At 71.1% G+C, this 24,333-nt stretch carries 19 protein-coding genes and 2 tRNA genes; 14 read left to right on the top strand and 7 right to left on the bottom strand.

The genetic code is table 11. The annotated features are described in order from the left end of the window. Positions 1-54 precede the first annotated feature (54 nt). Together CFP65_RS12195 and CFP65_RS12190 are read right to left on the bottom strand one after the other, a co-directional pair. Positions 55-591, bottom strand: coding sequence for a superoxide dismutase (locus CFP65_RS12195; RefSeq protein ID WP_104816123.1), 537 nt, complete (start codon positions 589-591; stop codon positions 55-57). 351 nt (positions 592-942) lie between these two features. Continuing rightward, positions 943-1,353 (bottom strand): type II toxin-antitoxin system VapC family toxin, encoded by a 411-nt coding sequence (locus tag CFP65_RS12190; RefSeq protein ID WP_104820816.1) that lies wholly within the window; start codon positions 1,351-1,353, stop codon positions 943-945. Positions 1,354-2,776: 1,423 nt separating this feature from the next. On the opposite strand from CFP65_RS12190, the gene acnA reads away from it, so the two are divergent. From acnA to CFP65_RS12155, 6 genes are all read left to right on the top strand, one after another. After that, positions 2,777-5,437: an aconitate hydratase AcnA gene (gene acnA / locus CFP65_RS12180; protein WP_104816122.1), complete on the top strand. Its 2,661-nt coding sequence runs from the start codon at positions 2,777-2,779 to the stop codon at positions 5,435-5,437. 72 nt (positions 5,438-5,509) lie between these two features. Then, entirely contained in the window at positions 5,510-6,133 is a 624-nt protein-coding gene (locus CFP65_RS12175) for a maleylpyruvate isomerase family mycothiol-dependent enzyme (protein WP_104816121.1), read from the top strand. A 108-nt stretch (positions 6,134-6,241) separates the two neighbouring features. Beyond that, positions 6,242-7,543 carry a glycoside hydrolase family 18 protein gene (locus CFP65_RS12170; protein WP_104816120.1) on the top strand — a complete coding sequence of 434 codons (1,302 nt, stop codon included), beginning with the start codon at positions 6,242-6,244 and terminating at the stop codon, positions 7,541-7,543. Between the two features lie 153 nt (positions 7,544-7,696). Further along, a complete protein-coding gene (gene ngcE / locus CFP65_RS12165; protein WP_104816119.1) occupies positions 7,697-9,091 on the top strand; it encodes an N-acetylglucosamine/diacetylchitobiose ABC transporter substrate-binding protein in 1,395 nt (464 codons plus the stop codon). 14 nt (positions 9,092-9,105) lie between these two features. Further along, a complete protein-coding gene (locus CFP65_RS12160) occupies positions 9,106-10,038 on the top strand; it encodes a carbohydrate ABC transporter permease (RefSeq protein WP_104816118.1) in 933 nt (310 codons plus the stop codon). Next, positions 10,038-10,913, top strand: coding sequence for a carbohydrate ABC transporter permease (locus CFP65_RS12155; protein WP_104816117.1), 876 nt, complete (start codon positions 10,038-10,040; stop codon positions 10,911-10,913). The genes CFP65_RS12160 and CFP65_RS12155 overlap by 1 nt, the downstream gene beginning before the upstream one ends. Before the next feature lie 72 nt (positions 10,914-10,985). Here CFP65_RS12155 and pepN read toward each other — a convergent pair whose 3' ends face one another. Then, on the bottom strand, positions 10,986-13,595 hold the full coding sequence (pepN, locus tag CFP65_RS12150; RefSeq protein ID WP_104816116.1) for an aminopeptidase N: 2,610 nt from the start codon (positions 13,593-13,595) through the stop codon (positions 10,986-10,988). A gap of 184 nt (positions 13,596-13,779) precedes the next feature. On the opposite strand from pepN, the gene CFP65_RS12145 reads away from it, so the two are divergent. Next, entirely contained in the window at positions 13,780-14,415 is a 636-nt protein-coding gene (locus CFP65_RS12145; protein ID WP_305778250.1) for a DsbA family protein, read from the top strand. Between the two features lie 104 nt (positions 14,416-14,519). Here CFP65_RS12145 and CFP65_RS12140 read toward each other — a convergent pair whose 3' ends face one another. Then, complete coding sequence (locus CFP65_RS12140) at positions 14,520-15,923, bottom strand: amino acid permease (RefSeq protein WP_104816114.1); 1,404 nt, start codon at positions 15,921-15,923, stop codon at positions 14,520-14,522. Positions 15,924-16,201: 278 nt separating this feature from the next. Here CFP65_RS12140 and CFP65_RS12135 point away from each other — a divergent pair, with 278 nt between their 5' ends. Further along, positions 16,202-16,801 (top strand): biotin transporter BioY, encoded by a 600-nt coding sequence (locus CFP65_RS12135; RefSeq protein ID WP_104816113.1) that lies wholly within the window; start codon positions 16,202-16,204, stop codon positions 16,799-16,801. A gap of 61 nt (positions 16,802-16,862) precedes the next feature. Further along, positions 16,863-17,348, top strand: coding sequence for a ribose-5-phosphate isomerase (locus CFP65_RS12130; protein WP_104816112.1), 486 nt, complete (start codon positions 16,863-16,865; stop codon positions 17,346-17,348). Positions 17,349-17,455: 107 nt separating this feature from the next. Here CFP65_RS12130 and CFP65_RS12125 read toward each other — a convergent pair whose 3' ends face one another. Next, entirely contained in the window at positions 17,456-18,718 is a 1,263-nt protein-coding gene (locus CFP65_RS12125) for a GNAT family N-acetyltransferase (protein ID WP_104816111.1), read from the bottom strand. Positions 18,719-18,844: 126 nt separating this feature from the next. Between CFP65_RS12125 and CFP65_RS12120 the strand changes: the two genes are divergently transcribed. Next, positions 18,845-20,077, top strand: a complete 1,233-nt coding sequence (locus CFP65_RS12120) for a PP2C family protein-serine/threonine phosphatase (RefSeq protein ID WP_104816110.1) — start codon at positions 18,845-18,847, stop codon at positions 20,075-20,077. A gap of 396 nt (positions 20,078-20,473) precedes the next feature. Beyond that, entirely contained in the window at positions 20,474-20,668 is a 195-nt protein-coding gene (locus CFP65_RS12115) for a hypothetical protein (protein ID WP_104816109.1), read from the top strand. A gap of 4 nt (positions 20,669-20,672) precedes the next feature. Here CFP65_RS12115 and CFP65_RS12110 read toward each other — a convergent pair whose 3' ends face one another. Both CFP65_RS12110 and CFP65_RS12105 read right to left on the bottom strand, forming a co-directional pair. Next, the gene (locus CFP65_RS12110; protein WP_104816108.1) at positions 20,673-21,449 is read right to left on the bottom strand and encodes a DUF6348 family protein; all 777 of its coding nucleotides are present in this window, start codon (positions 21,447-21,449) and stop codon (positions 20,673-20,675) included. Positions 21,450-21,560: 111 nt separating this feature from the next. Further along, a tRNA-Gly gene (locus CFP65_RS12105) sits at positions 21,561-21,634 on the bottom strand. A 141-nt stretch (positions 21,635-21,775) separates the two neighbouring features. Here CFP65_RS12105 and CFP65_RS12100 point away from each other — a divergent pair. From CFP65_RS12100 to CFP65_RS12090, 3 genes are all read left to right on the top strand, one after another. Next, positions 21,776-21,849: transfer RNA gene (locus CFP65_RS12100), tRNA-Pro, on the top strand. 262 nt (positions 21,850-22,111) lie between these two features. Continuing rightward, a complete protein-coding gene (gene tig / locus CFP65_RS12095; RefSeq protein ID WP_158702146.1) occupies positions 22,112-23,488 on the top strand; it encodes a trigger factor in 1,377 nt (458 codons plus the stop codon). Positions 23,489-23,714: 226 nt separating this feature from the next. Beyond that, positions 23,715-24,332 carry an ATP-dependent Clp protease proteolytic subunit gene (locus CFP65_RS12090; RefSeq protein WP_371682527.1) on the top strand — a complete coding sequence of 206 codons (618 nt, stop codon included), beginning with the start codon at positions 23,715-23,717 and terminating at the stop codon, positions 24,330-24,332. Position 24,333: the final 1 nt, after the last annotated feature.

Raw genomic sequence — 24,333 nt, 5'->3', positions numbered from 1 at the left:
GGCGAGGCGCTTGTGGGTGGGCGCCCCCGGGGCGGAGCGGGAGCGCCCCGGGGCTCAGAAGCCGACGTTCACGCAGGCGACCCGGTCGGCGGCGGCGTGGTCCCCCGACGGCGTGCCGGCGTGGAGGACGAGGGAGTGGGCCCCACCGTCGCGGAAGGTCCACGCGACGGTGGTGTCTGCGCTGCCGGTGCCCTGGGCGTCGGTGCTGACGGCCAGCCGCACCTCGTTGGAGCCGTTGGCGTAGGCCGGGTCGGTGGAGGGCTGCACCGGGTCGGCCTGGTCCTGGTAGTGCGGGCCCGAGTCGGCCGGGGCCGCGCCGCACCGGCCGGTGTGGGCGTGCACGGGGAAGACGCGGCCGGGCGCCACCCCGGAGAGCTGGAGCGCCACCGCGGTGTGGCCGTCGACCCGGACCACCCGGACGTGCACCCGCGAGCCGTAGGGGACGAGGTCCTGGGCGTAGCTGATCGCGGTGGCCGGCAGGAAGGCCGAGGCCGGTTCGAAGACCGCGTCCACCGTGGTGGCGGGCGCGGCGAGCGAGGGCAGCAGCGCGAGCGGCAGCAGGGCGGCCGGGACGGACAGCGGCAGGGCCATGGCGGTGGGGCCTTTCGAGGAGCGGGCAGGCGTGTGAGCGGCCCGCTGCCGTTCCTACGGATGGTCGCCCGGTTGGTGGCCGACAGCTCCGGGGGAGGCCGAGGTTGGTGGCGCGGCTGACGGTTCGACCGTTGGGGTCTGGCGGAGGGCCAACGCCCACCGTGGTGGTCCGGCCTGATGTCGGGCGGTGTGCCGTGCCGGGAAGTCACCCGGACGAGCGGTCCGTTCGGGTGGGGCGGGCCCGCTCTTCGTACGGGCCGGTCCTGGGCGGCGGAGGAGAACGAGGGCGGCGCGGGCGGAGCCCCGAGCGTCGGCTCAGACGCCGGCTCAGGCGGAACCCCACGTGCCGGCTCAGGCTGTGGCCGGTCGGACGAGGCCGCGGATCTCGCAGCGGGGCCCGCTGGCGCGGGCCAGGCGGAGATCGGCCGTGATGAGTGGGGCGCCGAGGGATTCGGCGACGGCAACGTAGGCGGCGTCGTCCGGGGTGAGGTTGTCCTTGAGTTCCCAGACCCGGGGGAGCAGCGGGCCGAGGGCTACCTTGTGGAAGACCAGGTTCGGCAGGGTGGCCGCGATGGTGGCGACCTCCTCTGCGGTGTTCTCCTTCGCGAGGTAGCGCCCGCGCAGGGACTGCATCACCTCGATGAGCAGGTGTTCCGGGGCGGCCCAGTCCTGGTCCGCGGCCAGGGCCGCGCGGGCAGCGTCGCCCCGGGCGCCGTGGTCGGCGAGGGAGAGCACCAGGGCGGAGGCGTCGACGACGATCACGGTGGTCTCCGAAGCGAGGCGGCCGGGCACGGAATGGGTGGCCTCCCCACCGTAGTGGGGAGGCGGGTGCCGCCCGCCGGTGGGGCGTCAGTTCTGGTTGGCCTGAGGGAGGGCAGCGGTCACGTTGCCGCCGTCGAGGTGCGGCGAGACCCGCTGGAGAGCCTTGGCGGCGGAGTCCGCCGGTACAGAGGCTTGGGAGTTCGACGGTGGTCGCCGCCGTCTTCAGCTGGTCCAAGGTGATGGTCGGGGCGGTGGGCGACGGCGCGGTGGGCGAGGTGGCGGAGGCTTCGCCCGAGCGGTAGGTGAGGCGATCGGCGGAGGCCACCACCAGGGTGCCGTCCGGCCGGAGCAGCCAGGCGTCACGGCTGACCATGCCGTAGCCGGTGACCTCCTCGCTCACGCGGACCCGGCTGCCGTCCGGCAGCCGGGTCGCGGAGCAGGAGCGGTAGCCGTCCGGACCGGGGTGGTCGCAGTCGAGCAGGTGGTCCAGCGGTTGTTTCAGGCTGATGGCGGTCCCCGTCCAGGGGTCCGTCGGGCCTTGGTCGTGGCCGGGGCGGTAGCCCGTGCGGAAGGAGACGTTGACGGATTCGGTGTAGGGCCGGTCCGCCGAGGTGTCTGCGCCCGCGAGGATGGCGCTGCCGTGGACCGTCGCCGTAGTGTCCTGATCACTCGTCCCCCCGGAGGGTGCGGCCAGGTGCCGGCCGAGTTCCGCCGCGCGGCCGGTCCGCCGCGTCCAGCGAACTTGACGCCGACCCCCTGCCCCGCGTTACGGACGGTTTCCGGCGATCCGCCCCGGCGGGACAACGCCGGACGGTCGGGGGAGAGTGGGGGAGGACGACGCGACGGCCGCGCCGGAACGGACCCGCCCTGAGCCTGAGCGACCCCCGCCCGGGCGGACCGGAGCCAAAGGACCCTGGCCCGAGCAGACCCCGCCCGGGCGGACCGGACCCAGGCGACCCCCACCCGAGCGGACCCCGCCCGGGCGGACCCCACCCGAGCGGACCGGACCCGGCCGGACCGGACCCGGGCGGCCCCGGCCCCGGCGAACCGACCGCAGACCGCGCGCGGGGCGAAAGCCGGGCCAGGACGGAGTCAGGACGGAGTCAGGAGTGGATGCACGGCCAGGTCGAGCTGACAGAGAAGCCGGCGGGCCCCACACGAGGGCATGCCTGACGCCACACTCACACGGGCATGCACTATGGTTTATCTCGACATCGAGATAACTCCGCGCTAGGGTTTATCTTGACGTCAAGATACTTGCCGAGAGGCGCACGTCATCCAGCTCCGCCCGGCCGAGTCCGGTCGGTGCGAGTCAAGTAAGGGTTACCTTACCAGCGGATGCCGTCGGCCGTCCGGATCGGCTCGGATCGTGTGGTCCGCCCAAACCCCACGCACCGCACGAAGCACCTAGAAGGAGTCAGTCGTGTCCGCGAACAGCTTCGACGCCCGCAGCTCGCTGCAGGTGGGCGACGAGTCGTACGAGATCTTCAAGCTCTCCGCCGTCGAGGGTTCCGAGCGGCTGCCGTACAGCCTCAAGGTGCTGCTGGAGAACCTGCTCCGCACGGAGGACGGCGCGAACATCACCGCCGACCACATCCGCGCCCTCGGCAACTGGGACGCTTCGGCCGAGCCGAGCGAGGAGATCCAGTTCACGCCGGCCCGCGTGATCATGCAGGACTTCACCGGTGTGCCGTGCGTCGTCGACCTCGCCACCATGCGTGAGGCCGTCAAGGAGCTGGGTGGCGACCCGGCGAAGATCAACCCGCTGGCCCCGGCCGAGCTGGTCATCGACCACTCCGTCATCGCCGACAAGTTCGGCACCAAGGACGCGTTCACCCAGAACGTCGAGATCGAGTACGGCCGCAACAAGGAGCGCTACCAGTTCCTGCGCTGGGGCCAGACCGCGTTCGACGAGTTCAAGGTCGTCCCGCCGGGCACCGGCATCGTGCACCAGGTCAACATCGAGCACCTGGCCCGCACGGTCATGGTCCGCAACGGCCAGGCCTACCCCGACACCTGCGTCGGCACCGACTCGCACACCACCATGGTCAACGGCCTGGGCGTGCTGGGCTGGGGCGTCGGCGGCATCGAGGCCGAGGCCGCGATGCTCGGCCAGCCGGTCTCCATGCTGATCCCCCGCGTGGTCGGCTTCAAGCTCAACGGCCAGCTCCCGGCCGGCACCACCGCCACCGACCTGGTGCTCACCATCACCGAGATGCTGCGCAAGCACGGTGTGGTCGGCAAGTTCGTCGAGTTCTACGGCGAGGGCGTCACCTCCATCCCGCTGGCGAACCGCGCCACCATCGGCAACATGTCGCCGGAGTTCGGCTCGACCTGTGCGATCTTCCCGATCGACGCCGAGACCATCAACTACCTCAAGCTCACCGGCCGTGACGAGCAGCAGCTCGCCCTGGTCGAGGCGTACGCCAAGGAGCAGGGCCTCTGGCACGACCCGTCGGTCGAGCCGGTCTACTCCGAGTACCTCGAGCTGGACGTCTCCACCGTCGTCCCGTCGATCTCCGGCCCGAAGCGCCCGCAGGACCGCGTGGTCCTGGCCGAGGCCGCCGCGAAGTTCGCCGAGGCGCTGCCGACCTACTCGGCCGAGGCCAGCAAGCCCACCGCGGTGACCGCCCCCGACGGCTCGTCCTACGAGATCGACAACGGCGCCGTCGTGATCGCCTCGATCACCTCCTGCACCAACACCTCCAACCCCTCCGTCATGCTGGGCGCCGCCCTGCTGGCGAAGAAGGCCGTGGAGAAGGGCCTGCACGTCAAGCCCTGGGTCAAGACCACCCTGGCCCCCGGGTCCAAGGTCGTCATGGACTATTACGAGAAGGCCGGCCTGCTCCCGTACATGGAGAAGCTGGGCTTCAACCTGGTCGGCTACGGCTGCGTCACCTGCATCGGCAACTCGGGCCCGCTGCCCGAGGAGGTCTCGGCCGCGGTCAACGCCTCCGACCTCGCCGTCGTCTCGGTGCTCTCCGGCAACCGCAACTTCGAGGGCCGGATCAACCCGGACGTCAAGATGAACTACCTGGCCTCCCCGCCGCTGGTGGTCGCCTACGCCCTCGCCGGCAACATGAACATCGACATCACCCGGGACGCCCTGGGCCAGGACGCCGACGGCAACGACGTCTTCCTCGCCGACATCTGGCCGTCCGAGCAGGAGGTCGCCGACACCGTCGCCGGCTCCATCGACGAGGCGATGTTCGACAAGGGCTACCAGGACGTCTTCGCGGGCGACCAGCGCTGGCAGTCGCTCCCGGTCCCCACCGGCAACACCTTCGAGTGGGACACCGAGTCCACCTACGTCCGGAAGCCCCCGTACTTCGAGGGCATGGCCAAGACCCCGAGCCCGGTGACCGACATCGCCGGTGCCCGCGTGCTGGCCAAGCTGGGCGACTCGGTCACCACCGACCACATCTCCCCGGCCGGCAACATCAAGCCGGGCACCCCGGCCGCGCAGTACCTCACCGAGCACGGTGTGGAGAAGCGCGACTTCAACTCGTACGGTTCCCGCCGTGGCAACCACGAGGTCATGATCCGCGGCACCTTCGCCAACATCCGCCTGCGCAACCAGATCGCGCCGGGCACCGAGGGCGGCTACACCCGCGACTTCACCCAGGCCGACGCGCCGGTGTCGTTCATCTACGACGCCTCGCAGAACTACCAGGCTGCCGGCATCCCGCTGGTCGTCCTGGCCGGCAAGGAGTACGGCTCCGGCTCCTCCCGCGACTGGGCCGCCAAGGGCACCGCGCTGCTCGGCGTCAAGGCCGTCATCGCCGAGTCCTACGAGCGCATCCACCGCTCGAACCTGATCGGCATGGGCGTCCTGCCGCTGCAGTTCCCGGCCGGCCAGAACGCCGACTCGCTGGGCCTGACCGGCGAGGAGACCTTCGAGTTCACCGGTGTCACCGAGCTGAACGAGGGCCGCACCCCGAAGACCGTCAAGGTCAAGGCCGTCGGCCCGGCGGGCACGAGCACGGAGTTCGACGCGGTCGTGCGCATCGACACCCCCGGTGAGGCGGACTACTACCGCAACGGCGGCATCCTGCAGTACGTGCTGCGCAGCCTGATCGGCTGAGTGCAGAGCTAGACAGACGAGGGCCGGTCCGCTCCCAGAGCGGGCCGGCCCTCGGCGTGCTACCACGAGGGTATGAGTACGGACCCGTGGGCCTTGATCCATGCCGAGCGCCGGGCGCTGCTGGCCGATGTCGAGCAGCTGACCCCCGAGCAGTGGCGCACCCCCTCGCTCTGCGCGGGCCGGTCGGTGCGGGACACCCTGGCGCACCTGGCCGCCACGGCCCGGATGACGCCGCCGGGCTTCTTCGTGAAGCTGGCCAGGGCGGGCTTCCGGTTCGAGGTGATGACCGGGCGGGAGATCGCCGAGCTGACCGCCGGGACGATCGACCAGACGGTGGACGCCTTCGCGGCGCAGCTGAACTCGACCACCCACCCGCCGGGCCCGGACGACAGCTGGCTGGGCGAGACGGTGGTGCACGGTGAGGACATCCGCCGGCCGCTGGGCATCGTGCACGCGTACCCGGAGGAGGCGCTGACCAGGTGCGCCGACTTCTACCGGCGCTCCAACCTGCTGATCGGCGGCAAGCGGCGGGTCGAGGGGCTGACCCTGCGGGCCACCGACGCCCGGTGGTGGGCGGGGGAGGGGCCGGAGGTGAGCGGCCCGATGCTGGAGCTGCTGCTGGCGGTCACCGGGCGCCCGGCCGGCCTGGCCGAGCTGTCCGGGGAGGGCCTGCCGACCCTCGCCGCCCGGATGTGAACGGCGATATCCGGCCGCACCCCCTTGTGCGCGGCCTTCCTTGTGGACTAAACCTCTGTCTCAGCTTGGCCTAGACCAATTGACGCTGATTCGGAGAACGGGTCCATCATGCCCAGAAGAACCTCAGCCCTGCTCGCGGCCGCCACGCTGGCCGCCCTGATCGTCGCCCCCGCCACCTCCGCCCAGGCCCACGACGGCCAGGGGCACCGCGGCCTGCAGGGTCAGCGGGTGGGGTACTTCACCCAGTGGGGCATCTACAGCGGTTTCTCCGCCAAGAAGGTGCAGACCTCCGGCCAGGCCGGGAAGCTCACCGTGATCAATTACGCCTTCGGCAACGTCTCTTCGGACGGCACCTGCTTCGAGGCGAGCGGTGCCGGGGTCGGTGACCCCTGGGCCGACTACCAGCGCCCGGTGGGCGCCGAGGAGTCGGTGGACGGGGTGGCCGACGCCGACGCGCAGCAGGTGAAGGGCAACTTCAACCAGCTGCGCAAGCTCAAGGCCGCCAACCCGCAGCTCAAGTCGGTGATCTCGCTGGGTGGTTGGACCTGGTCCAAGTACTTCTCGGACGCCGCCGCCACCGACGCCTCGCGGAAGAAGTTCGTCGCCTCCTGCCTCGACCTCTACCTTCTGGGCAACCTGCCGGGTGTCACCCCGGGGGCCGGCGCCGGGGTGTTCGACGGCATCGACATCGACTGGGAGTACCCGGGCGGCGGCGGTGACCCGGGCAACGTGGTGCGGCCCGAGGACGGGCACAACTACACCCTGCTGATGCAGGAGTTCCGCCGCCAGCTGGACGCACTGGGCCGGAGCGCCCACCGGCACTACCTGCTGACCGCCGCCGTGCCGGCCAACGAGACCAAGGCCGACCGGCTGGAGATCCCGCAGGTGGCCAGGCAGGTGGACTGGCTCAACCTGATGACCTACGACCTGCACGGCACCTGGGAGAGCAGCACCGACCACAACGCCAACCTCTACTCGGACAGCGCCGATCCGGCCGTCGACAACCGCTCGTACAGCGCCGACCGGGTGGTCCGGCACTACCTGGCCAAGGGCCTGCCGCCGCACAAGGCCGTGCTCGGGGTGCCGTTCTACGGCTACGGCTGGACGGGCGTGCCGGCCGGCGACAAGTTCGGGCTGTACCAGACCTCGACCGGCCCGGCCCGGGGCGGCAACCTGCCGTACAACCAGATCAAGGACCTGCCCGGCACGGTCCACTACGACCGGCAGCACGGCGCGACCTGGAAGTACGACGGCACCGAGTTCTGGTCGTACGACACCCCCGAGCTGCTCACCCGGAAGGCGCAGTACGCCGACTGGCACGGCCTGGCCGGGGTGATGGCCTGGGCGCTGGACAACGACGACGCGCAGGGTTCGCTGGTGGCCGCGCTCGACAAGGGGTTGAGTGGCTGAGCAGTACCTGACAGGGTAGGTGCCCCGCGCAGCTTCGCGTAACGCCGCTCCGTGCGGTATTGCGCGAAGCTGCGCGTTTCTATGTTCAATCGAGCAGCAACGCGCTACATTCTGGCTCCGGCGGAAACGGGACGTCGAGAATCGAGGGCACGGATGAGCACGGGTGCTGGCTACAACCGTCGTGAACTCCTCAGGCGCGCAGCGGGGTTGACCGCACTCGCGGTCACCGGCGGGCCGCTGCTCGCGGCCTGCGCGGGTGGTGGCGGCGGGACGACCGGCGGGGCCACCGCGGTGGCGAGCAGCGCGACCAACCCGCTCGGGGTGGACGGGTCGGCGCCGCTGGAGGTGGTGATCTTCAAGGGCGGGTTCGGCGACGACTACGCCAAGGCCTTCGAGGGGCTGTACGCCAAGACCTACTCCGCCGCGAAGATCACCCACACCCCGACCCAGGACATCACCGGCCTGCTCCAGCCGCGCTTCAACGGCGGCAGCCCGCCGGACGTGGTGGACGACTCCGGGGCCAAGCAGATCAAGCTGGACGTGCTGCACAAGGCCGGCCAACTCGCCGACCTGACAGCGCTGTTGGACGCGCCCTACCTGGACGATCCGAGCCGGAAGGTCCGCGACGTGCTGCAGCCCGGCACGGTCGAGCACGGCTCCTTCGACGGCAAGATGTACTCGCTGAACTACGTGTACTCCGTCTCCGGGCTCTGGTACTCCGGCAAGCTCTTCAAGGAGAAGGGCTGGACGGCGCCGAAGACCTGGGCCGAGTTCATCACGCTCTGCGGCACCATCAAGGCGGCCGGCGTCGCGCCCTTCTGCCACCAGGGCAAGTACCCGTACTACATCAACGTCGCCATCATGGACCTGCTGGCCCGCCAGGGCGGCCGGGAGATCATCACTCGGGTCGACCAGCTCGACACCACCGTCTGGGACGGCCCCGAGGCCAAGGCCGCGATCAGCGCGATCTACCAACTGGTCGACCAGGACTACCTGTTGCCCGGCACCAACGGCATGACGCACACCGAGGCGCAGACCGCCTGGAACCAGTACAAGGCCGCCTTCGTGCCCTGCGGCTCCTGGCTGGAGAACGAGCAGCTCAAGCTCACCCCGGACGACTTCGAGATGACCTTCCTCCCGATGCCGAGCCTGCCCGGTGACAAGCTGCCGCCCACCTCCCTGCGGGCCGGCGCCGACGAGCCGTTCATCGTGCCCGCCAAGGCCAAGAACGTGGCCGGCGGCATGGAGTTCCTCCGGATGATGCTCACCAAGGCCGGCGCCGGGCAGTTCGCCCAGCAGGCCAACGCCGTCACCGTGCTCAAGGACGGCATCGGCCCGGAGGTGAAGCTGCGCCCCGGCACCAAGTCGGCGGTGGCCGCGCTGGGCGCCGCCGGCACGGAGGTCTTCAACTACGACTACCCGAACACCCAGAGCGCCTTCGACATCGAACTCGGCAACGCCAGCACCGAGTTGATGGCCAACCGGATCAAGCCGGAGGAGTGGCTGAAGCGGGCCAAGGCCGCCGCCGAGAAGGCCAAGAAGGCCTGAGAGGTCAGGGCGTCATGCGGCACCGCCGGTACCCGTTCATCATCGGTTTCCTCGTGGTCCCCGTGCTGCTGTACGCCGCACTGGTGATCTGGCCGTACCTGCAGACCTTCGGCTACTCGCTGACCGACTGGAACGGCCAGTCCCAGCAGATGCACTTCGTCGGCCTGGACAACTACACCAAGCTGGCCCACGACGAGGTCTTCCTCGGCGCGCTCGGGCACAACCTGCTGCTGCTCGCGGTGCTGCCGGTGGCGACCGTCCTGCTCGCGCTGTTCTTCGCCTTCATGCTCAACGTCGGCGGGCGCGGCGGCACCGCCAGGGTGCAGGGGGTGCGCGGCGCGGGCGGGTACAAGGTGCTGTTCTTCCTGCCCCAGGTGCTCTCGGTGGCCATCCTGGCCGTGCTCTGGGAGGCGGTCTACCGGCCGGACGGCGGCGGGCTGTTCAACGGGGTGCTGCTCAAGCTCGGCCTGGAGAGCCCCGGCCACCCGGTGGAGTGGCTGGCCGACCCGGACCTGGTGCTCTGGTGCATCCTCGGCGTGCTGGTCTGGGCCGGCACCGGCTTCTACCTGGTGCTGTTCTCGGCCGCGATGCAGTCGGTGCCCAGGGACGTCTACGAGTCCGCGCTGCTGGACGGCGCCGGGCGGCCCCAGACCTTCTTCCGGATCACCCTGCCGCTGCTCTGGGACACCGTGCAGACGGCCTGGGTCTACCTGGCGATCGCCGCGATGGACGTCTTCGCCCTGGTCTCCACCATGACGGTGGGCGCCAGCTACGGCGGCGGCCCGGACCACCGCAGCGAGATCGTGGCGACCTACCTGATGCGCAACTTCCTCTTCTTCGGCAAGGCGGGCTACGCGTGCGCGATGGGCGTGGTGATCTTCTTCTTCACCCTCGTCCTCTCCGTCGTCGCGCTCCGGGTCACCCGTCGCGAGCGGATCGAGTACTGATGGCCGCCCGTCGCGAGCGGACCGGCCCGCTCAACGTGTTCTCGCACGGCTTCCTGCTGCTCTGGGCCGTCCTGATCGTGCTGCCGCTGCTCTGGGTGGTGCTCGGCTCCTTCAAGAACGACGCCGAGATCGACGGCAGCGCCTGGTCCTGGCCCTCGCACTGGGGCTTCGCGGCCTTCGGCCGGGCCTGGAGCAAGGGCGGCATCGGCGGATTCTTCCTCAACACCGTGATCGTGCTGGCCGGTTCGCTCACCCTGACGATGCTGCTCGGCGCGATGGCGGCCTACGTGCTGGCCCGCTACGAATTCCCCGGCAACCGGGTCGTCTACTACTTCTTCGTGGCCGGGGCGATGTTCCCGGTGTACCTCGCGCTGGTGCCGCTCTTCTTCATGGTGCGGCGGCTCGGCACGATCTCCCCGCTGCTCGGGCTGAACAGCTACCTCGGCCTGATCCTGGTGTACGTCGCGTACTCGCTGCCCTTCACCGTCTTCTTCCTACACGCCTTCCTGCGGACGCTGCCGACGGCCGTGCACGAGGCGGCGATGCTCGACGGGTGCTCGCACACCCGGGCCTTCTTCCAGGTGATGCTGCCGATGGCCCGGCCCGGCCTGGTCAGCGTGGGCATCTTCAACCTGCTGGGGCAGTGGAACCAGTACATCCTGCCGGTCACCCTGATGCAGCCGACCTCCGGCACGGACGCCAACCGGTCGATGCTGGCGCAGGGCCTGGTCAACCTGGCCCTGCAGCAGGGGTACGCGGGGGACCCGGCGGCGCTGTTCGCCGGGATGACGATCGCGATGCTGCCGGTGCTCGTCGTCTATCTCTCATTCCAGCGCCAAGTCCAAGTCGGTCTGACGGCTGGAACGCTCAAGTAAGGGCAACCACTGGGGGCGCGGGGAACGGCGCGACCAGCCACGCAGGAGGTGCCGTTCCCCGCGCCCGAATGGTTACCCCTGGTCGCAGGCCTGGGCCCGGAGGGCCCGGGCCAGGTCGTCGCGGCCCTCCAGCACCAGCCGCCGCAGGGCCGGTGCGGCCTGCGGGTGCGAGGCCAGCCAGGCGTCGGTGGCCGCCAGCGTCGCCTCGGTGGTCTGGTAGCGGGGGAAGAAGCCGCCGACGATCCGCATCGCGATCTCGATGCTGCGCTGGGCCCAGACAGTCTCGAGCAGCTCGAAGTACGGCTCCAGGTAGCCGGCCGTCAGCTCGCGCTGGCCGGCCAGGTTGAAGCCCGCGATGCTGGCCTCGACCAGGGCGTTGGGCAGCTCGTCGGAGTCGACCACCGCGGCCCAGGCGGCGGCCTTGGCCTCGGCGGTGGGTCGGGCGGCCAGGCAGTGGGTGAGGTGCTGCTTGCCGCTGGCGGTGTTGTCGCGCTCCAACTCGCCGCGCAGCTCGGCCTCCTGGGCCTCGCTGGCGGCGGCCAGGGTCAGCCAGAGGTCCCAGCGCAGCTCCTGGTCGATCTCCAGGCCGTCGATCCGGGCCGTGCCGGCCAGCAGGCCGCGGATCAGCTGCAGGTGCTCGGACCCGCCCGCGTTCTGGCTGAGGAAGCGGGCCCAGGCCAGCTGGTGGTCGCTGCCGGGGGCGGCGGCCCGCAGCTCGCGCAGGGCGCACTCGGCCAGCAGCCCGGCACCCTCGGCGCGCCACTCGGGCGCGGCGTAGAGGTCGAGCGCCGCCTTGGCCTGGCCGTGCAGCGACTGGAGCACGCCGATGTCCGACTCGGTGCCGGCGAACCGCAGCACCAGGTCCACGTAGTCGCGGGCCGGCATCAGACCGTCGCGGGTGAGGTTCCAGACCGCGGACCAGGTCAATGCCCGGGCGAGGCCGCCAGGCCGACTGGGCCCCTCCTGCCCGTCGGCGGGCAAGGAGGGCGGGTCGGAGAGGTCACCGAGCGAGGAGCGCAGGGTGGCCAGCGAGTGGTCGTCGAAGCGGATCTTGCAGTAGGTCAGGTCGTCGTCGTTGAGCAGCACCAGGTCCGGGCGGACCCGGCCGGCCAGCTCGGGGACGACGGTGCGGGCGCCGGTCACGTCCAGCTCGACCCGCTGGGTGCGGACCAGGGTGCCGTCCTCGGCGCGGTCGTAGCAGCCCACGGCCAGGCGGTGCGGGCGCAGTGTGCCGCTCTCCTGGAGCACCGCGAACTCGGTGATCCGGCCCTCGGCGTCGCAGGTCAGCTGCGGGGTGAGCAGGTTGACCCCGGAGGTCTGCAGCCAGGCGGCGGCCCAGGCGGTCAGGTCGCGGCCGCTGGTGGCCTCCAGCGCCTCCAGCAGGTCGCCGAGCACGGTGTTGCCGAAGGCGTGCCGCTTGAAGTAGTGCCGGACGCCCTCGAAGAACGCGTCCCGGCCGACGTACGCCACCAGCTGCTTGAGCACCGAGGCGCCCTTGGCGTAGGTGATGCCGTCGAAGTTGAGCTTGGCGTCCTCCAGGTCACGGATGTCGGCCGTGATCGGGTGGGTGGTGGGGAACTGGTCCTGCCGGTAGGCCCAGGCCTTGCGCCGGTTGGCGAAGGTGATCCAGGCGGCCTGGTAGCGGGTGGCCTCGATCTGCGAGAACGAGCCCATGAAGTCGGCGAAGGACTCCTTCAGCCAGAGGTCGTCCCACCACTTCATGGTGACCAGGTCGCCGAACCACATGTGCGCCATCTCGTGCAGGATGACGTTGGCCCGGCCCTCGTAGGCGGCGTCGGTGACCTTCGACCGGAAGACGAACTCCTCGCGGAAGGTGACGCAGCCCGGGTTCTCCATCGCGCCGATGTTGTACTCCGGCACGAAGCACTGGTCGTACTTCCCGAAGGGGTACGGGTAGTCGAACTCCTCGTGGAAGTAGTCCAGGCCCTGCTTGGTGACGGTGAGGATCTCGTCGGCGTCGAAGTACCGGGCCAGCGACTTGCGGCAGGTCGCGGCGAGCGGGATCTCCAGCGTGGTGCCGTCGGCCAGCTTGCGGCTGTAGTGGTCGCGGACCACGTGGTACGGGCCGGCCACCACGGCGGTGAGGTAGGTGGAGATCGGCTTGGTCGGCGCGAACTCCCAGACCTTGACGGCGCCTTCCGCGGTGACCCGCTCGTCCACGGCGTTGGCGTACACGTCCCAGGCGGCCGGGGCGGTCACCGTGAAGCTGAACGGCGCCTTGAGGTCGGGCTGTTCGAAGTTGGCGAACACCCGGCGGGAGTCGGCCGGCTCGAAGTGGGTGTAGAGGTAGGTCTCGCCGTCCACCGGGTCGACGAAGCGGTGCAGGCCCTCGCCGGTGCGGCTGTACGCGCAGTCCGCCTCGATCACCAGCTCGTTCTGCTCGGCCAGGCCGGGCACGCTGACCCGCACGCCGTCGAAGACCTCGGCCGGGTCCAGCGCGCGGCCGTTGAGGGTGACCGAGCGGACGGCCGGGGCGAGCAGGTCGACGAAGGTGTCCGCGCCCGGGGTGCTGCACCGGAAGCTCAGCGTCGTCGTCGAGCCGAAGGTGGCCACCGCGGGGTCGGTGGCGGCCGAAACATCCAGGTGGACGCGGTAGCTGTCCAGGGTGAGGATGTCGGCCCGCTGCTGGGCTTCCTCGCGGGTCAGGTTCTTACCCGGCACGGGCGGTACTCCTTTGTCCGGCTCGTACGTAGTGGTTGCGGCGGTGGGTTCTTCCCCGGGGAGCATCCTTGCACGCACCCCTCCGTACCATTGCACAGGTCCGTACCGGGCGGCCGGAATGCCCGGTGGGCCCCCCGTGTTGGGGTCTGTGCCAAGCACCTCCTCCGAGCGAAGGACGCCGTCCGTGACGACTGCCGACTCCCGCAAGATCGCCGACTTCTGGTTCGACCCGGTCTGCCCCTGGGCCTGGATGACCTCCCGCTGGATGCTGGAGGTGGAGAAGCTCCGCCCGGTCGACACCCGCTGGCACGTGATGAGCCTGGCGGTGCTGAACGAGCACAACGAGAACCTGCCGGAGCAGTACCGGGAGGCGATCAAGAAGGCCTGGGGCCCGGTCCGCGTGGTGATCGCCGCCGCGCAGGCGCACGGCGAGAAGGTGATCGGCCCGCTCTACACCGAGCTGGGCACCCGCTTCCACAACCAGGCCCTGCCGAACGAGCGCGCCACCATCGAGGCCGCCCTGGTCGCGGCCGGCCTCCCGGCCGAGCTGGCCGACGCCGCCGAGTCCGATGCCTACGACGAGGCCCTGCGCGCCTCGCACCAGGAGGGCATCTCCCTGGTCGGCCAGGACGTGGGCACCCCGGTCATCGCGGTCGACGGCCCGGACGGCGACCGCGTCGCCTTCTTCGGCCCGGTGGTCACCCCGACCCCGCGCGGCGAGGCCGCCGCCCGGCTCTGGGACGGCACCGTGCTCGTTGCCAGCACGCCCGGCTTCTACGAGATCAAGCGGACCCGGACTGCCGGCCCCTCCTTCGAGTAAGGGCAACCACTGGGGGCGCGGGGAACTGCGCTGCCAGCCATGCACTTTCGTAGTGGGCTGGTCGCGCGCGCAGTTAATTCAAAGGGGCCCCGCGCCCCCGGTGGTTACCGCCCCGACCGAACCTTCCCGATCACCGCGAGGACCACGGCCAGCCCGGCCGTGAAGTACAGCTGCACCCTGTTGTCCGCGTCCAGCGTCATGAGCGCCAGCACCGCCGCGATCCCGGCCAGCGCGGCCCAGGTGAGGTAGGGGTAGAGCCACATCCGGACGGTCAGCTGCTCGGGCGCCTCGCGCTCCAGCCGCCGCCGCATCCGCAGCTGCGCCACCGCGATGAAGCCCCAGACCACCAGCACGGCCGCGCCGACCATGTTGAGCAGCCAGTGGAAGACGGTGGTCGGCCACCAGTAGTTGAAGAGCACCGCGAGGAAGCCGAAGGCGCAGGAGGCGAGCACGGCCCGCCGCGGCACCCCGCCGCTCACCTTGGCCAGCGCCTGCGGGCCCTGCCCGCGCCGGACCAGCGAGTAGGCCATCCGCGAGGAGCCGTAGATGTTGGCGTTCATCGCCGACAGCAGGGCGATCAGCACCACCACGTTCATCAGCTGCCCGGCCCCGGGGATGCCCAGCGAGTCGAGCACCGCCACGTACGGCCCGTCCTTGACCACGGCCGGGTCGTTCCACGGCACCAGGGTGACGATCACGGCCATCGAGCCGATGTAGAAGACGGCGATCCGCCACATCGCGGTGCGGACGGCACTGGCCACGTTGCGGCGCGGGTCCTCGGACTCGGCGGCGGCGATGGTGACGGTCTCCAGGCCGCCGTACGCGAAGACCGAGGCGAGCAGGCCGGTGATCAGGCCGCCGGTGCCGTTCGGCAGGAAGCCGCCCTGGCCGGTGAGGTTGCCGGTGCCGGGGGCCGAGGTGCCGGGCAGCACGCCGGCGATGGCCAGCACGCAGATCACCAGGAAGGCCGCGATGGCGGTGATCTTGACGGCGGCGAACCAGAACTCGAACTCGCCGAAGTTCTTCACCGCCGCCAGGTTGGTGCCGCAGAAGAAGGCCATGAAGACCGCGACCCAGAGCCAGGACGGCACCGCCGGGATCCACCCCGCCATCACGTGCGAGGCGCCGATCGCCTCGGCGGCGACACCAACGCAGAGCAGCGTCCAGTACATCCAACCCGCCGTCAGACCGGCCCAGGGGCCGATCTCCCGCTCGGCGTGCACCGAGAAGGAGCCGCTGGCCGGGTGTGCCGCCGACATCTCGCCGAGCATCCGCATCACCAGCATGACCAGCACCCCGGAGAGCGCGAAGGCCAGCACGATCGCGGGCCCGGCGGCGGCGATGCCCGCGCCGGAGCCGACGAAGAGACCGGCGCCGATCACCCCGCCGAGGGCGATCATCGAGAGGTGACGGGGCTTCAGGCCGTGGCCGAGCTGCCCGCCGGCCGCGCCGGAGCCGGTCGTCTGGCCCTCGGGGGCCAGCGTCGGCCGGGGGGTGGGAGTCGCCATGCGGGAAGTCCAGACTGTGTACGGATTGCGGAGAGGGTTGCTCCACTATTCGGTACGCCCGGCGGCCCGGCCAAGGAGCTCGGCCGTTGGATCGGCATGCGGACGAATCGATGACCCAAAGCACTCGTGACATCGCTCAAAGTGACGGTGCTGGGATGATCCCGACAAGTGCGGGCCCTGACGGTTTGTCGGTGACGGCGTCGTCCGGGTGCGATCGAGCGCGTAGGTTCACAGGTGTTCACCGAGAACGGGTGTTCACCGAGACTAGGAGCCCCGCCATGGCCATCGCCGCCGTCCCCGCCCGTACCCCGGTCCTCGCGGACCTGCTCCCGAAGGCCGCCACCCGGCTCGGCGCCCAGGCCCGCGAGCTGACCCTGGTCGGCGGCGGTGCGGTGCTCACCGGCCTGGCCGCCCAGCTCTCGGTCCACGTGCCCGGCTCGCCGGTGCCGGTGACCGGCCAGACCTTCGCCGCCCTGCTGGTCGGCACCGCGCTCGGTGCCCGCCGGGGCATCGCCTCGCTCGGCCTCTACCTGCTGGCCGGCGCGGCCGGGCTGCCCTGGTTCGCCGGGGCGAGCTCGGGCTGGGCGATGGCCAGCTTCGGCTACGTGATCGGCTTCGTGCTGGCCGCCGGCCTGACCGGCGCGCTGGCCCGCCGGGGCGCCGACCGCAGCCCGCTGCGCACCGCCGGCGTCATGGTGCTCGGCAACCTGGCCGTCTACGCGGTCGGCGTGCCGTACCTGGCGCTGGCGCTGCACGTGCCGCTGGCCCGGGCCGCCGAACTCGGCCTCTACCCCTACCTGGTGGGCGACGCGCTCAAGGCCCTGCTCGCCATGGGCGCGCTCCCGCTGGCCTGGAAGCTGATCGGCCGTCGCGGCTGACCTGACGGGGCCGTCGGGCCTGGCCGACCTCCCGGGGCACGCGCATGCCACACTCATACGCATGCGCGTGTACCTGGGTTCCGACCATGCCGGATACGACCTCAAGAACCACCTCGTCCAGTGGCTGAAGGAGGCCGGCCACGAGCCGGTCGACTGCGGGCCGCACATCTACGACGCGGAGGACGACTACCCGCCGTTCTGCCTGCGCGCCGCCGAGCGCACCGCCGCCGACCCGGAGGCGCTGGGCATCGTGATCGGCGGCTCGGGCAACGGCGAGGCGATCGCCGCCAACAAGGTCAAGGGCGTGCGAGCCGCGCTGGCCTGGAGCGAGCAGACCGCCGCGCTCGGCCGCGAGCACAACAACGCCAACGTGATCAGCATCGGTGGCCGGATGCACACCGAGGAGGAGTCGACCAAGTTCGTCGAGATCTTCCTCAACACCCCGTACAGCGGCGCCGAGCGGCACACCCGCCGGATCGAGATGCTCAGCGAGTACGAGACCATGGGTGAGCTGCCCCCGATCCCGGCCCACCACCCCCAGAGCTGACGATCAGTCGCACCATCAGGGGCGCGGGGAACTGCGCGACCAGCCCTCTACGGAGGTGCATGGTTGGCAGCGCAGTTCCCCGCGCCCCCTAGGTTGATCCTGCCGCCTTAGAAGCCGTGCGGCAGCCATGGGGCCAGGTCCGAACCGAAGGCCCGCGAAGCCTCGCCCAGCGCCCCCGGCCGAAGCTCGGTGACCCGCCCCGCGCCCGCCAGGGCCGCGAGGGTGACTCCGCCCAGGTAGGCGGAGCCGAGCTCGCGGACCGAGAGGGCCAGGTCGGCCGGGTCCTCGGTGCGCTCGCAAGCGGCCGGCTTGTCCGGCCCCGCGCAGCTGAGCCGCCAGCGGCCCGCGTTCCAGGGGCAGAACTCGTCGGAGACCTCGAGCACCACCGAGACCGGAGCCGCGTAGCCCCGGCCGGCCAGGGCGGTGCCGACCTCGACCAGGCGGACGAACAGCGCGTCGCCCAGGGTCGGCCGCACCCGGCGGACGTCGCTCAGCAGGTGCAGCAGCGGGTCGTCCACCGGCCGGCTGTACGCCGTGACGGTGTCCACCAGGTCGAGTTCGAGCAGGTAGGACCAGAGCCGGGCGTACACCTGAGGGGTGAGCGCCTGCACGTCCCGGACCTTGGCCTCGCCGCCGGGGACGTCCCCCTCCCAGCTGGTGCGCACGGCGTACCGCGCGTACCCGAGCGGGCGGCCGGTGGCCGCGTCCTCGGCCAGCACGCAGAGCCGCGGCGAGAAGCCGTCCCGCGAGCCCGGGGCGTCGGTGAGCGGCAGCCGCTCCCAGCCCGGGCGGCGCTCCAGCATGCCGGGGCGCAGCGGCACCAGCGCCGCGTACACCTCCTCGCAGGCGGCGCTCCCCTCCGCCAGGCCGACCAGGCGGAGCCGGACGGTCGGGTCGGGGGTGTGCGGGAGGGCGACCCGGCGGCTGGGGATCGAGACCGCCATCCGCCAGGTCGCCTGCCCGTAGCCGAACCGGCCGTAGATGGCGGGCTCGGAGGCGGTGAGCACCGCCAGCGCCTCGCCGCGCTCGCGGACGGCCGCCAGCTGGTGGCGCATGAGGGCGGTGAGCACGCCCCGCCGGCGGTGGGTGGGCAGCACGCCGACCATGGTGACCCCGGCGGCCGGACGCACCGCGCCGCCCGGCACCGAGAGCCCGAAGCTGAACGCCCCGGCGCTGCCGATCACCGACGAGCCGTCCCAGGCGGCGGTGGAGCGGTCGAACTCGGTCAGCGCCCGCCAGAGCTCCCGCTCCTCGGGCGGCTCCTCCTCGCCGCCGAAGGCCAGCTCCAGGCAGCGGTACCACTCCTCCCAGTCCTCGGGACGCAGCGGCCGTAGGTCGAACGGGGGAGCGGAGTGCGGGTCGGCAGTCATGGCCCACAGGTACCACCGGAATCCATCGTGCGCGACCGGTTTGTGCCCGGGCGGACCCGAGCCGCCGGGCGCGAACCCGCCCGTCCCGTCGACGCCGGGGCGCGCCGGTGGATAAGGTCGGACCCCATGGCTGGCAGCACGCCGGGCACTCCGCCCCAGACGACTGCGCAGGGCTCCCCCGCGACAGCGGCCCCGGAGCCCTGGACGGCCCGGTGGCGAGCGCGGCTCTACCGGGCTCGCCGACGCCTGCGCCGCACCGGGGTGGACTACTTCCGCGGCGACGCCTCGGACTGGCTGGCCTTCGCGCTCTTCCTGGCCATGGTGCCGGTGCTGGTGCTGCTGAACGTCTGGATACCGGCCTGGGTGCCGCCCACCGCGCTGGTGCTGCCGATCCTCGCGGGTTCGCTGCTGCTGCGCCCGGGCACCCTGGTGCTGCTCTACGCGGCCGCCGCGATGGGCCTGTCCACCGAGTCGCTGATCCACACCGGCGAGCGGGTGGCCAGCAGCAGCCCCGACACCTACGTCTTCGGCGTGACACCCGGTGCCGCGCTGGTCGTCGGCGCGGTCGGGGTGGCCGGCCTGCTGCTCGCGCAGTTCCGCAGCCGGGTGGGGGTGCCCTGGCGGGGCGGCGGCTCGATGCTCTTCGACCTCCGCGAGCGGCTGCGGGTGCAGAGCATGGTGCCCGAACTGCCCACGGGCTGGCACGCCGACATGGCGCTGCGCCCGGCCGGCGGGCAGTCCTTCTCCGGCGACTTCGTGGTGGCCGCCCGCACCGGGCCTGGCCGGCGGGTGCTCGAAGTGGTGCTCGCCGACGTCTCCGGCAAGGGCATGGACGCGGGCTCACGGGCCCTGCTGCTCTCCGGCGCCTTCGGCGGCCTGCTCGGCTCGCTGCCCGCGCACGAGTTCCTGCCCGCCGCCAACGGCTACCTGCTCCGGCAGGACTGGGAGGAGGGCTTCGCCACCGCCGTCCACCTGGTGCTCGACCTGGACAGCGGCGAGTACGAGCTGCTCTCGGCCGGGCACCTGCCGGGCATGCAGCGGCTCTCCGGGGCCGGGCGCTGGGAGGTCAAGGAGTCGGTGGAGGGGCCGCTGCTCGGGATCTACGACGGTGCGAAGTTCGAGGGCGTGCGCGGGCGGCTGAACCGGGGCGACGTGCTGCTGCTCTGCACCGACGGCATGGTGGAGGTGCCCGGCCGGGACCTCACCGAGGGCATGGACCGGCTGATGGGCGAGGCCGACCGGCTGGTGGCCGGCTCGCAGCTGGCCACCGGCGGCCGGGGCGCGGCGGTGCGGCTGATCGAGACGGTGGCCAAGGACGTGAACGACGACCGCGCGGTGCTGCTGCTGTGGCGGCAGTGAGGCCCGGTGCGGCGGTGGTGAACGGGGTGTGACCGGTGCCCGTCCGGTGGGGGAGCGGTGTCAAGTCCGGGCGATGATCTTCGGCCAAACCTGACGCCGCGTCGGTGGAGTGGATCTACGCACACGGAGCGGGCCCGCCACGACTGCCCTGAGCTGGTCGGACGGCCCCCGCCGACGGTCCGTCAGGACCGCTGGGCTATCGTCTCGACCGGCGGAAATTCGTCTCACATCGCAGGATCTTCAAGCCGGGGTTCCGGCAAGTGCTTTACGCAGTCCGCACGAACGACCACACTGAGTCCGGGCGGGGCTGGACGGTACTTCGGGGGGTATGGGGGCACCGAGTCGACTTTCCGCCCGAGCCAGCCTCGCTACGAAGAAAGAGGGAAGTGAACTCGGGTGGCCTTCTCCGTCTCCGCGCTGTTCCTGTTCGGTGTCATCGTCATCATCTTCATCCGCAACAAGCAGATGAAGCTGAGCCATGCGATCCTGGCCGCGCTGTTCGGCTTCATGGTCAGCCAGTCCACGGCGGCCAAGCCGATCCAGGACTTCCTCAGCCAACTCGCGAAGACCATCTCCTCCGTCGTCAGCTGACCGGTCAGCGGCCCGCCCGGCGCGCCTGCCACCAGCGCCCCAGGGCGTCCCGTCGGCGTGCCCGGGGCACCGCCCGGCCGGGCTCCGGCTCGGTCGGCCGAGGCGGTGCGGCCGGCTCGCCGTCCTGGTCGCGGGCCAGCAGCACGAAGAGCCTGGCCCAGCAGAGCCGCTCGCCGCGCGGCCAGGGGAGGGTGCGCAGGGCCGCCGAGGCGGCCTCGCTTACCTCGCCGTCCACCCGGACCTCGGCCACGTCCTCGCCCGCCCGGCCGCCCAGGAAGAGCTTCACACCGTGCATCGGGGCGCCGGTCAGCTCGGGGCGCAGCGCCGGGGCGAGCGCGGGCAGCACCTGGTGGTCGGCCAGCCAGCCGGCCAGCTCCTCGCTGCCGAAGCCGAAGACCGCCGCCGGGCCCTGCACCGCGTGCCACCCCGGCAGCTCGCCGGGCCGGTAGTGGTCGCCGTGCTCGCCGCGCCGCTCGGCCAGCTCCACCAGGGCCGGCGCGGTGGTGGTGGCCCACATCCGCACCGCGCTGTCGAGCTTCTCCTCCTCGGTCTTGCCGAGGCCCGCCGCGCAGTCCCAGACCACCGGCCCGTCGGCCCGGCCGAGCTCCAGCACGTACCCGAGGTCCACGTGCCCGCCGTCGCCGGGGTGCTCTCGGACGGCCACCGCGGTGCTGCCGGGCCCGCGGACCAGCTCGCCCTCGACGTGGAACTCCTGCCCGTAGCGCGCCATCTCGCGGACCACGCTGCGCTGGATCACGGCCAGCCGCTGCTGCGGACGCACAGTCCACCCCTAGAACACTCGTGCCGGATTCGAACGGGCCGAGCGTAGCCAATGCTGACCGGTGCTCAGAACGACTCCGGCCCCAGGTCGTTGACCTGGGGCCGGAGGCTGTGGAGCGGGTGACGAGAATCGAACTCGCGTGACCAGTTTGGAAGACTGGGGCTCTACCATTGAGCTACACCCGCAACGACCGCACGGCAGCTGCCGCGAGGACGGGGACAGCCTACCTGGTCGGGCCCCTCGAGCGCACACCGGTAAGCGGCGGAGGCCCCCGATAATGACGCCGGGTGAGGGGGAGGCTACGTGTACGCTTCTGCTCGGCACCACGGGGTGTGGCGCAGTTTGGTAGCGCGTCCGCTTTGGGAGCGGAAGGCCGTCGGTTCGAATCCGGTCACCCCGACAGTGCGACAGGGCCCCGTCCGGCGGACGGGGCCCTGCCTGTTCATCTCGTGGTACCGGTAGGATGGGCCGCTGGCGGTGGTGCCTGCGGCATGCGCGCAGGTCAGCCGCCCGAGGGCGAGGAGTCAAGCTCACCGTCCACCCCATACGGGAGATGCAGCTCCTTTCTGCCCATCGCCCGTCTCGCCCGCCCCGTTCCGGCCACCCGGCCGGCCCGGTCAGGGCGGAGACAACCAGACCGCAAGCCCCTAGGAGACCCAACCGTGAAGAGCGCCGTCGAGACTCTGAACCCCACTCGGGTTCGACTCACCGTCGAGGTGCCCTTCGAGGAGCTCAAGCCCAGCCTCGACGCGGCGTACAAGAAGATCAACCAGCAGGTTTCCATCCCCGGCTTCCGCAAGGGGAAGATTCCCGCCAAGGTGATCGACCAGCGCTTCGGCCGTGCCGCAGTGCTGGAGGAGACCGTCAACGACGCTCTTCCGCGCTTCTACACGCAGGCCGTCGACGAGGGCAAGATCGAGGTCCTCGGACAGCCGGACATCACCGACATCAAGGGCGTCGAGGACCTGGACGCCAACGGCCTCACCTTCGTGGCCGAGGTGGACGTCCGCCCCGAGATCACCCTGCCGGACTTCTCCACCATCGAGGTCGTCGTCGACCCGATCGTGGTCGAGGAGGCCGACGTCGAGAAGTCCCTGGAGCAGCTGCGCGAGCGCTTCTCCTCGGTCAAGGACGTCGAGCGCGCCGCCGCCGAGGGTGACGTCGTCGTCGTCGACCTGGAGGCCAAGGTCGACGGGGAGACCCCCGAGGACGGCACCGCCACCGGCGTGAGCTACGAGATCGGCTCCGGCCGCCTGCTGGACGGCATCGACGAGGCCATCCTCGGCCTCTCCGCCGGCGAGTCCAAGACCTTCACCACCGAGCTCAAGGGCGGCTCGCAGGCCGGCAAGAGCTCCGAGGTCACCGTCACTGTGACCGCGGTGCAGGAGAAGGAGCTCCCGGCCCTGGACGACGAGTTCGCCCAGCTGGCCAGCGAGTTCGACACCCTGGACGAGCTGAAGGAGGACTCCCGCAAGCGCCTGGAGCGCATGCGTGAGTTCGACCAGGCCACCCAGGCCCAGGAGCGGGTGCTCGACGAGCTGCTGAAGCTCATCGAGATGGAGTACCCGGAGAAGCTCCTCAAGGACGAGGTCGAGACCCGCCGCCACAACCTCGAGCACCACCAGCTCGAGCCGATGGGCCTCACCCTCGAGGCCTACCTCGCCTCCCAGGACAAGTCCGTCGAGGACTTCCAGGCGGAGACCGAGGAGCAGGCCAAGAAGGGCATCAAGACCCAGTTCGTCCTGGACGAGATCGTGGCGAAGGAGGAGATCGGTGTCGACCAGCAGGAGCTGACCGAGCACCTGATCCGTCGCGCCGCCGGCTCCGGCATGACCCCGGACCAGTTCGCCCAGCAGGTCGTCCAGGGTGGCCAGGTGCCGCTGCTGGTCGGCGAGGTCGCCCGCGGCAAGGCGCTGGCCACCGTGGTCGAGTCCGCCAAGGTGACCGACACCAACGGCGAGCCGGTCTCCTTCGAGGACGACGAGGACGAGGTCGAGGGCACCGAGGTCGAGGCTGCCGCCGAGACCACCGAGGCCTGATCCCGGTAACGCTCGGTCAGCGGGCCCGGCACCCCTTCGCGGGGGTGCCGGGCCCGCTGCCGTTCGCCCGGTGTTCCCCCGGGTGGACCTGCGCTCACAGCGAACAGTTCTGCGTGGGGGATTCAGCGGCCCGGCCTGCGCGTTAGGGTCCATAGACAGCGATGCTGCGCCCTCCTACGCGAATTTCGATTGAGCAGGTGCCTAAGTGACGTTCCCGCAGATGCAGATGCCTGGCCTGATGGCGCCGCACGCCGCCGCTGGTGACGTGCTCGGCGGCCTGGGCGACCAGGTGTACAACCGGCTGCTCAACGAGCGGATCATCTTCCTCGGCCAGCAGGTCGACGACGACATCGCCAACAAGATCACCGCTCAGCTGCTCCTCCTCGCGGCCGACCCCGAGAAGGACATCTACCTCTACATCAACTCCCCCGGTGGCTCGATCACCGCGGGCATGGCGATCTACGACACCATGCAGTACATCAAGAACGACGTGGTGACGATCGCGATGGGCATGGCGGCCTCGATGGGCCAGTTCCTGCTCACCGCCGGCGCCAAGGGCAAGCGCTTCTCGCTGCCGAACGCCAACATCCTGATGCACCAGCCCTCCGCCGGTCTCGGTGGCTCGGCCACCGACATCCGGATCCAGGCCGAGCAGCTGCTCCGCACCAAGAAGCGGATGTCCGAGCTGATCGCCCAGCACAGCGGCCAGTCCTTCGAGCGGGTCACCGCGGACTCCGACCGCGACCGCTGGTTCACGCCCGAGGAGGCCAAGGAGTACGGCCTCATCGACTCGATCATGCACAGCGCCGCGGACGTCCCCGGTGGCGGCGGCACCGGCGCCTGAC

The sequence above is a fragment of the Kitasatospora sp. MMS16-BH015 genome, from assembly GCF_002943525.1.
Lineage (GTDB): Bacteria > Actinomycetota > Actinomycetes > Streptomycetales > Streptomycetaceae > Kitasatospora.
This window is presented reverse-complemented; position numbering and strand designations above follow the sequence as displayed.